Raw genomic sequence first — 7,932 nt, 5'->3', positions numbered from 1 at the left:
ATCTGACAAAAAATCTGACGGCGCATCTGACGCACAATCTTTGTGCGGTATTGCCTAAGAATCGAGGTGAAAGCGATGAATCCTACAAATTTAAAGAAACTGCGGAAATCCGCAAGACTGACCCAGGAGGCAGTCGCAGAACGGCTGAATGTTTCCAGACAGTCTGTTGCAAAATGGGAAAGCGGCGAATCGCTCCCGGATATTGACAACTGTATTGCCCTTGCACGGCTCTATCATGTGACTCTGGACGATCTTGTGACTTATGCCAAGAATCCCGACCAGGAAAAGAAACCTGCCGGAAAGCACATTTTCGGCGTGGCGAAAATCAATGAAAAAAGACAGGTCACTCTACCGGAAAAGGCATGTCATGTGTTTGATCTGAAGCCCGGCGACAAGCTGCTGTTATTGGGCGATGAAGCCCAGGGCATCGCCATGTGCAAGCTGAACCGGTTTTTCGCCTTTACATCCGCAATTATGGAAATGATCCAGAAAGAAGAACTGGAGGACGAGGAATCCACAGGAGGACAAGATGAACGCAATTGAAATACAGCACCTGGAAAAGCAGTATCAGCATGTGCCGGCAGTCCGGGATCTGTCTCTGCAAGTGGCAGATGGTGAGATCCTTTCCCTGCTTGGTATGAACGGCGCCGGAAAAACCACCACCATAAAAATGCTTTCCTGCCTGACGAAACCTACGTCCGGAGATGCCCTGGTATATGGAAAGAGCATTCTCTCCCAGCCGGAAGAAGTGAAACCAATGATCGGCATTTCTCCCCAGGAGAATTCCTTTGCCCGGAATCTGACTGTGGAGGAAAATTTACGCTTTATGTGCGGCGTGTATGGACTGTCCAAAAGCCAGACATCGGAAAATGTGGAACGAATCACCCGGCAGTTGTCCCTGGAAAGCGTTCTGAAACAGCGTGCCGGGAAACTGTCTGGCGGCTGGCAGAAGCGGCTCAGTATTGCCATGGCGCTTGTCACAGAACCGAAGCTGCTGTTTCTGGATGAGCCTACTCTGGGACTGGATGTCATGGCGAGACGGGAACTCTGGCGTGCGATCGAATCCTTGAAAGGAACCATGACCATGATCATCACCACCCACTATCTAGAGGAGTCGGAGCATCTCGCCGATCACATTGCCATTATGGGAAAAGGGCAGCTGAAGGCATACGGCACGCTGGAAGCTTTGCAGAAACAGACCGGACAGGAAAAGCTGGAGGATATTTTCCTGACGGTGTCAGAGGAAACAGGAGGTGCCCTATGAGAGCATTACATTTTGCGTCCAGAAATTGCAGAGAACTGATCCGTGACCCTTTGAGCTGGGTGTTTTGTCTGGGATTTCCCCTTGTGATGCTGCTCCTGATGACAGTGATCAATCAGAGTATTCCGGCGGAAGCTGGCATGGTGCTTTTTGAAATACAGAATCTGGCACCGGGCGTTATGATCTTCGGGTATACATTTATTATGCTGTTCACCAGCCTGCTGATCTCCGGCGATCGCAAGGAAGCGTTTTTGCTGCGGCTGTATACGTCACCCATGCGTTCTGTGGATTTTATTCTGGGTTATCTTTCGCCTATGGCACTTTTGGCGCTTGGACAGGCAGTGGTCACCTGTCTTACTGCCCTGATTCTGAGTGCCCTCCAGGGCGCCACACTGCACCTGGCAGACATGGCAATGTCCGTGCTGTTTTCTCTGCCGGCAATTCTCATGTTTATCGGCTTTGGCATACTGTTCGGTACACTGCTTTCGAAAAATGCAGCCCCCGGCATTGCCTCTGTGATCATTTGTTTTTCCGGTATGCTGGGCGGTATCTGGATGGATGTGGAGGCCATCGGCGGTACACTGAAGAAGATCTGCGCTGCGCTTCCCTTCTTCCATGCAGTAAAAGCTGCACGTCTGGCTTATGCGGGCAGCTATTTTGACAGTTTGCAGGAGACAGGGATCGTGCTGATCTGGGCAGTTGTTATCGTAGGGATTTCTATTGTATTGTTCCGCAGAAAAATGCGGACATAAGCGTACATAATAAAAGGCGATCAAACGATTTTTTCACGTTTGACCGCCTTTTCTATAGGCAATACCGCACAAAGATTGTGCGTCAGATGCGCAGTCAGATTTTTCGTCAGATGAAACAAAAAGCGCAGTGAATACTTTGTGTATTCACGAGCATTTTTGTGAAATATGACGGAAAATATGCAAGCATATGACGTGCAAAGCCGTCAGGCGCTCTTTGTGCGGTGTTGCCTATATCAAATTTTGTAATTCTCCTTCAAATTCAGCCTTCCCAGGTGTCTGAAAAAATGGCTTGTCCATTTGTCTGGATGACATCCCGGTAGAAATAGCCGGAATCCTTGATGGTACGCTTCTGCGTCTGATAGTCCACGTGCACCAGACCAAAACGCTTGTCATAGCCGTCTGCCCATTCAAAATTGTCCATAATCGACCAGTACATATAACCCATGATCTCTGCGCCGTCCTCTGCACTGCGGCATAATTCCCGAAGATAGCGCTTCATGAAGTCAATGCGGTGTGCATCGTGTACTCTGCCGTCCAGGTGCACCCAGTCATGTCCTGCCATACCGTTTTCGCTGAGCAGCACCGGCTTCTTGTAGCGCTCATAGAGGAATTTCGGGCTCCAGTAGAGCACCTCCGGCGTGACCGGCCAGCCCATCTGGGTTCTGGGGCAGCCAAGATAGGCGTTTTCTGCATAGCCGTAAATGTTTTCCGCTGCCTTGCTCTCATAGATGTTTACGCCGTAAAAATCCACCGGCTGTGAGATGATCTCCATATCGCCCGGCAGGATCTCCGGCATATCTGCACCCAGCACATCATATGCCTCCTGAGGATATTCGCCGAAGAAAATGGGATCTGCCCACCAGGAGAGCTCAAAGGGAAAGCGATCCCGTGTGACAGAAAAGCTCTTGCGGCGTGCTTCTTCGATTGCCTCCGGTGTATTGTCTGTGGGTGTACAGCACGGCGTAGCAAATGCAAAACCGATCACCGGCTCTTTCTTGGCATATTTCCGGATGACCTGCACAGCCTTTCCGTGTGACAGCAGCACATTGTGCGTCATACGGGTCAGGTCGCAGGGCAGATGCTTCTCAAAGGGTGCAAATTTGCCAATGGCATAACCGCAGCCGATGAATACCTGTGGCTCGTTGATGGTCATCCAGTATTTCACCCGGTCGGAAAGGGCATCTACCACAACCTTTGCATACTCCGCAAACCAGTCCGAAGATTCCCGGTTCAGCCAGCCGCCTTTCTGGTGCAGTGCCAGGGGATAGTCCCAGTGGAACAACGTCACCAGCGGTTCGATGCCGTTTGCCAGCAGTTCATCCACCAGATCGGAGTAAAACTGCAAACCCTTTTCGTTGACTTTTCCTGTACCCTCCGGAAGAATACGTGTCCAGCTGATGGAAAAACGATAATTCTTGACGCCCATCTCCCGCATCATTTTCACATCTTCCCGGAAACGGTGATAGTGGTCACATGCCACATTGCCGTTTTCACTGTGAGCAATGCGGTTTCCCTCCTGGCAATAGGCGTCCCAGATGTTCAGCCCCTTGCCGTCCTCGAGATAAGCGCCCTCGATCTGATAGGCAGCAGAAGCTGTGCCCCATAAAAAGTTTTCTGCAAATTTCATATGCAAAGCCTCCCTGAAATGGTTGACAGATTTCCTGTTCTGTGTTATATTATATCTGTAATATTCCACAAAATCTAGCACTATATCCGCATATTCTTGCACATTTTCTACTTTTTCAAAGGAGATGACAGAATGGAAAAACAACGTCTGCTGGAGATGCGAAAACATGGAACACCAAGGTTCCCCTTGGAATGTTTTATGACAACTACAGAGTGCGACCATTTTCTTGTACAGCTGCACTGGCATAAAAATATGGAGATCATGCAGCTGTTCTCCGGGACAGCGGAGATCACCATTGGTGCGGAGACATTTCTGGGTTCTGCCGGAGATATTTTTATGATCAATCAGGAGGAACTGCACCGCATTGTATCCAACGACCCCACGCTATCCTATGGCACATTCATCTTTCCGCTGGAATCCCTTTCCTTTGCGGCAAACGACAATGCCCAGGCATATCTGGAGCCGCTCATCCGGAATACCATGCGGTTTCCGGTACGCATCACTGACCCGGAACAAGTGGAGACTATCAGCGGCATTCTGACACAGATTTTGCGTACCATAGAGCAAAAGGAAATCGGATATGAACTGGCAATCAAAGTGTATCTGTTGCAGCTGATCTCAGAATTGATCCGGCGGCGGCAGCTGATCACTGTACAGCAATCCCCCAGTCAGAAGAGCGAACGGCTCAAGAAGATCCTGGAGTATATCCGCAAAAATTATGCGGCGCAGCTTACGATCACTGCCATGGCGGATGCGTTTCATATGTCGGAAAAATATTTTTCCCGGTATTTTCGCGGTGCGACCGGGCAGAATTTTACTGCATATCTGAACACAGTCCGGATCGAACAGGCATGTACGCTGCTGCGTGAGACAGACAGGACTGTTCTGGAAATCGCATTTGAATGTGGTTATGAAAACGTCAGCTATTTCAATCGGGTGTTCCGCAGTCAGATGGGCGTTTCGCCGCTGCGATACCGGAGCACTTCCGATTATATTCCGTAATTCGTGAAAAAGGAGTCTGAAAAAATGAAACATCCTCATATTTGTTTTGGTATCTCATTATTGGTTTTATTCGGCATAGAAGTTTTGATTGCACTGTTTGTGCACGACAGTTTTATCCGTCCCTATCTGGGCGATGTCATCGTCATGTCCGTGTTGTACTGCTTTTTGCACACGGTTCTCCCGATTCGCATTTGGAAAAAACTGCACACCCATCGCTGTTCCTGGTGGATCGTGATCTTGTTTGGTTTTGCCGTTATGGTAGAGTTCTTACAGGGCATACATATCATAGAGCTTCTGGGCTTGTCCAGGAGTGCTGCGGCAAGTACGATAATCGGTACCTCCTTTGACTGGGGTGACATACTGTGTTACCTTTCCGGATGCGCCGTGCTGTGCGGATTGGAACTTGCGGCGTCCTTTGCCTTTGAAAAAAATTGATTTTCCAGTGCCGCCAAGGTCATGCAAAAAAACTCGAAAAAACTACCTGTGATAGAAATCTGGATCTGCGATATACTACTAGTGCGGCGACAAAGGTACGACGCATCTTCCAGGTGCTTTCGGTTCGCCGCAACACGGAAATTATGATTTTGAAAAGGAGAATGAATTATGAAGGGCGAATTTACGCAGAAGGGCAAAGAAGCAATGGAGCGTTTCAAGATGGAGTCTGCCAGCGAAGTTGGCGTAACTCTGAAGCAGGGTTATAACGGTGACCTGACTGCACGTGAGGCTGGTTCTATCGGCGGTCAGATGGTCAAGAAGATGATCGACGCCTATAAGATGCAGTGAACTGACCTATAATCCACATTTTCGGGTTAAGGTAAAATAATGAAACGGTTTGGATATCAGGAAGATATTCAAACCGTTTTTTGTATATGAGTATGATTCTAGGGGCAGTGGCACTAATTCTAATAGCTCCTATGTCATTCCCCGATTCCCTCCTGCACCATCCGTTCTTTTCCATGCATCGCACAATCATCCCCGCGCCTGATTCACCACGATCATAGCCGCACCCAGTACCGTAAGCACAGCACCCGTAGCACGGTTCAGTACCTTTGGCTCTGCCTTATTGGCAAACTTCGCTGCAATCCTTGCCCAGAGGAGCGTGGACAATACGCAGAAGATCAAGGCAGAGAGGTCGGGCATTCCGTCTACGGCAAAGTGGGAGACAGCACCCGTCAGCGCCGTGAATGTCATAATAAACACGCTGGTACCCACTGCCGTTTTCAGTTCATAGCCCAGCACAGAGGTCAGGATCAGCAGCATCATCATACCGCCGCCGGCTCCTACAAAGCCACAGATCAGCCCGATGAGAATCCCGCAGCAAACCGACTGGATAAAGCGTTTTTTCACCGAAGTCTGGAGCATTTTCTCCTTTGTGGTCATGACCGGCTTCACCAGGAATTTGATGCCCAGAAGCAGGGTCATGATCATGGAGAATTTTCCCATGGTGGACGACGGCAGCAAACTTGCCAGCAGACTTCCCGCCAGTGTGAAGATCAACACCGTCACCATCATGACAACGCCGTTTTTCACGTCAATATTCTTGTTTTTATAATAAGTATACGCCGAAACGCCGCTGGCGAGCACATCGCTTGCAAGGGCAATGCCCACCGCCTGATACGCCGGAATATCCAGAAATGTAATGAGCATCGGACTGATCACCGCCGCCGCACTCATACCTGCAAAGCCTGTCCCAAGCCCTGCCCCGATACCGGCAATAAAACAAATCATAAATTCAAACATACTGTCCCTCCTGTTATGTCGGTTCGATAACCTCTCTGTTACCCCTCCACCATTGCTGTACTCAATTTTCCGGGTGCCTGATCTGCCTCCCCTGAAAGGGGAGGGGTTTACCATACCACAACATGAAAACCGCCGCCGGTATTCCGGAGCGGTTTTTTGATATCATCAGTTTATCCACGCCACCTGCTGCTGCGTAATCAGTGGGAATTCCCGAAGTCCGGTTCCATCCAGATCTTCATGCTGCATATACACCGCCGTCAACTGGCTGTTGGAATATGTCTTGTAGTAATAGATTCCCTCATCCACATTCATGCAACAGGAATACCGGGTAAAATAGGCACTGTCTGCATTGGGTACAATACTGCCGTTGACCACCGCCACGGAATCCAGAAGGTGGAAATACTGGGAGACGCTGCTCTCTTCATCCGGCTGGCATCTGGAATTCAGCAGCAGATAGGCTGCCTTGACAAACCGGGATGCCGGGGAGAAATCTCCCGGGAGACCGAAACTGCCCAGTCCCTTTCCGAAAGGACGAATATCTGCATGTTCCGAAAAGCAATTTTCCGGCGGTGTCACGTGCAGGTTGAGATACTGGCTCAGATTGGTCATATGGAAAGGAAATGTGGGATTATTCGTCAGGACATGCACCGGGTTATCGTAGATATGCATTCCATCCCGGGTGGATTCCAGGACAATGGAGCTTTCCCGGTCAGCAATATGCCAGTGCAGGGTGGCAAGAGGCATATTTTCACTGAAAGGGATCGCCACGAGATGTGTCTTGGTGAGAAGCTCTTTCGCCTCTGCCACAGATGCACACTTCCCCAGAAGCCACGGAATCAGCTCAAAAGGAGATATATTCTCCTTGCCGGGTTCTTCCTCTTGGGGGTAATAAGCATTGTCTGGAAAGTTCAGCCCGGCAATGCACAGTCCCCGTTCATTTGCCGCCTCTGCATACAAGGGATAACCCTCTGCCACAGATGCCATACCGATCATGGCATAGTGGTGTTCCATCCCACCGGCTTTCCGGAATACAAAGGGATAATTCCGGGGCGTCACTACCACATGTTCCCCGAATCCATAGTCCAGATCCATATTGCGCCCGAAATAAAAAGCATTGGTTTTCATTGCAATACTGATACACATTGCTGTCACTCCTGTTTTATTGATTTTATTTCCCTCTGTTAAAAATAGGCTTTTCATTGCGGGTGAATAATATCCGCCCCTACAAGGTTTATGGAACGTATTGCCCCTGCATGATTACATCATCGTCAAAATACGTTCCACATACTGCCGCATTTCCTCTTTTGAGGAGACCGTATGGGTGCCGTTTATGATCTTCCGTTTTTTGTGTTCCGGAAGTGCTGCAAATTTCAGCAGTTCCTCCGGATTCTGTGCAAGCGCCATGCCGAAGCCAAGGGGAATTTCATAGGGTTCCATGGTATCACCTCCAGACACAGGATATTCTTATCCTACCCGGAAGCGCCGGGATTATCCATGAGGCAACACCGCACAAAGAGCGCCTGACGGCTTTGCACGTCATATGCTTGCAT

General features: G+C 49.5%; 10 protein-coding genes. 6 read left to right on the top strand and 4 right to left on the bottom strand.

From position 1 onward, the window contains the following. Nucleotides 1-75: 75 nt before the first annotated feature. Genes Q0418_RS07125 through Q0418_RS07115 form a run of 3 tightly spaced genes read left to right on the top strand, consistent with a single transcriptional unit; the run spans nt 76 to nt 2,013 of the window. A complete protein-coding gene (locus Q0418_RS07125; protein ID WP_298483449.1) occupies nt 76-543 on the top strand; it encodes a helix-turn-helix domain-containing protein in 468 nt (155 codons plus the stop codon). Then, entirely contained in the window at nt 530-1,264 is a 735-nt protein-coding gene (locus Q0418_RS07120) for an ABC transporter ATP-binding protein (protein ID WP_298483448.1), read from the top strand. Before Q0418_RS07125 ends, Q0418_RS07120 begins: the two co-directional genes overlap by 14 nt. Further along, nucleotides 1,261-2,013 (top strand): ABC transporter permease, encoded by a 753-nt coding sequence (locus Q0418_RS07115; protein ID WP_298483447.1) that lies wholly within the window; start codon nt 1,261-1,263, stop codon nt 2,011-2,013. The genes Q0418_RS07120 and Q0418_RS07115 overlap by 4 nt, the downstream gene beginning before the upstream one ends. Nucleotides 2,014-2,272: 259 nt before the next feature. Here Q0418_RS07115 and Q0418_RS07110 read toward each other — a convergent pair whose 3' ends face one another. Further along, nucleotides 2,273-3,640 carry a GH1 family beta-glucosidase gene (locus Q0418_RS07110; protein WP_298483446.1) on the bottom strand — a complete coding sequence of 456 codons (1,368 nt, stop codon included), beginning with the start codon at nt 3,638-3,640 and terminating at the stop codon, nt 2,273-2,275. A gap of 132 nt (nt 3,641-3,772) precedes the next feature. On the opposite strand from Q0418_RS07110, the gene Q0418_RS07105 reads away from it, so the two are divergent. From Q0418_RS07105 to Q0418_RS07095, 3 genes are all read left to right on the top strand, one after another. Beyond that, complete coding sequence (locus Q0418_RS07105; RefSeq protein ID WP_298483445.1) at nt 3,773-4,642, top strand: AraC family transcriptional regulator; 870 nt, start codon at nt 3,773-3,775, stop codon at nt 4,640-4,642. 24 nt (nt 4,643-4,666) lie between these two features. Beyond that, entirely contained in the window at nt 4,667-5,077 is a 411-nt protein-coding gene (locus Q0418_RS07100) for a DUF2809 domain-containing protein (protein WP_298483444.1), read from the top strand. 168 nt (nt 5,078-5,245) lie between these two features. Further along, on the top strand, nt 5,246-5,425 hold the full coding sequence (locus Q0418_RS07095; protein WP_022411517.1) for an alpha/beta-type small acid-soluble spore protein: 180 nt from the start codon (nt 5,246-5,248) through the stop codon (nt 5,423-5,425). Between the two features lie 186 nt (nt 5,426-5,611). Here Q0418_RS07095 and Q0418_RS07090 read toward each other — a convergent pair whose 3' ends face one another. From Q0418_RS07090 to Q0418_RS07080, 3 genes are all read right to left on the bottom strand, one after another. After that, the gene (locus Q0418_RS07090; protein WP_298483443.1) at nt 5,612-6,382 is read right to left on the bottom strand and encodes a sulfite exporter TauE/SafE family protein; all 771 of its coding nucleotides are present in this window, start codon (nt 6,380-6,382) and stop codon (nt 5,612-5,614) included. Between the two features lie 165 nt (nt 6,383-6,547). Beyond that, entirely contained in the window at nt 6,548-7,525 is a 978-nt protein-coding gene (gene bsh / locus Q0418_RS07085) for a choloylglycine hydrolase (protein ID WP_298483442.1), read from the bottom strand. A 114-nt stretch (nt 7,526-7,639) separates the two neighbouring features. Beyond that, nucleotides 7,640-7,819, bottom strand: coding sequence for a hypothetical protein (locus tag Q0418_RS07080; protein ID WP_298483441.1), 180 nt, complete (start codon nt 7,817-7,819; stop codon nt 7,640-7,642). Between the last annotated feature and the right edge of the window lie 113 nt (nt 7,820-7,932).

Origin of the sequence: uncultured Ruminococcus sp., assembly GCF_937915125.1 — a bacterium.
Classification (GTDB): Bacteria; Bacillota; Clostridia; order Oscillospirales; family Ruminococcaceae; genus Ruminococcus_C.
Note: the sequence above shows the minus strand (reverse complement) of the source record. Positions and strands in the feature narration are given on the sequence as shown.

Bases quoted from the DNA above. Each gene is read 5' to 3' on its own strand.
- Q0418_RS07115 (WP_298483447.1), top strand. From the start codon at position 1,261: ATGAGAGCATTACATTTTGCGTCCAGAAATTGCAGAGAACTGATCCGT.
- Q0418_RS07080 (WP_298483441.1), bottom strand. From the start codon at position 7,819: ATGGAACCCTATGAAATTCCCCTTGGCTTCGGCATGGCGCTTGCACAG.
- Q0418_RS07100 (WP_298483444.1), top strand. From the start codon at position 4,667: ATGAAACATCCTCATATTTGTTTTGGTATCTCATTATTGGTTTTATTC.
- Q0418_RS07120 (WP_298483448.1), top strand. From the start codon at position 530: ATGAACGCAATTGAAATACAGCACCTGGAAAAGCAGTATCAGCATGTG.
- bsh (WP_298483442.1), bottom strand. From the start codon at position 7,525: ATGTGTATCAGTATTGCAATGAAAACCAATGCTTTTTATTTCGGGCGC.
- Q0418_RS07105 (WP_298483445.1), top strand. From the start codon at position 3,773: ATGGAAAAACAACGTCTGCTGGAGATGCGAAAACATGGAACACCAAGG.
- Q0418_RS07110 (WP_298483446.1), bottom strand. From the start codon at position 3,640: ATGAAATTTGCAGAAAACTTTTTATGGGGCACAGCTTCTGCTGCCTAT.
- Q0418_RS07090 (WP_298483443.1), bottom strand. From the start codon at position 6,382: ATGTTTGAATTTATGATTTGTTTTATTGCCGGTATCGGGGCAGGGCTT.
- Q0418_RS07095 (WP_022411517.1), top strand. From the start codon at position 5,246: ATGAAGGGCGAATTTACGCAGAAGGGCAAAGAAGCAATGGAGCGTTTC.
- Q0418_RS07125 (WP_298483449.1), top strand. From the start codon at position 76: ATGAATCCTACAAATTTAAAGAAACTGCGGAAATCCGCAAGACTGACC.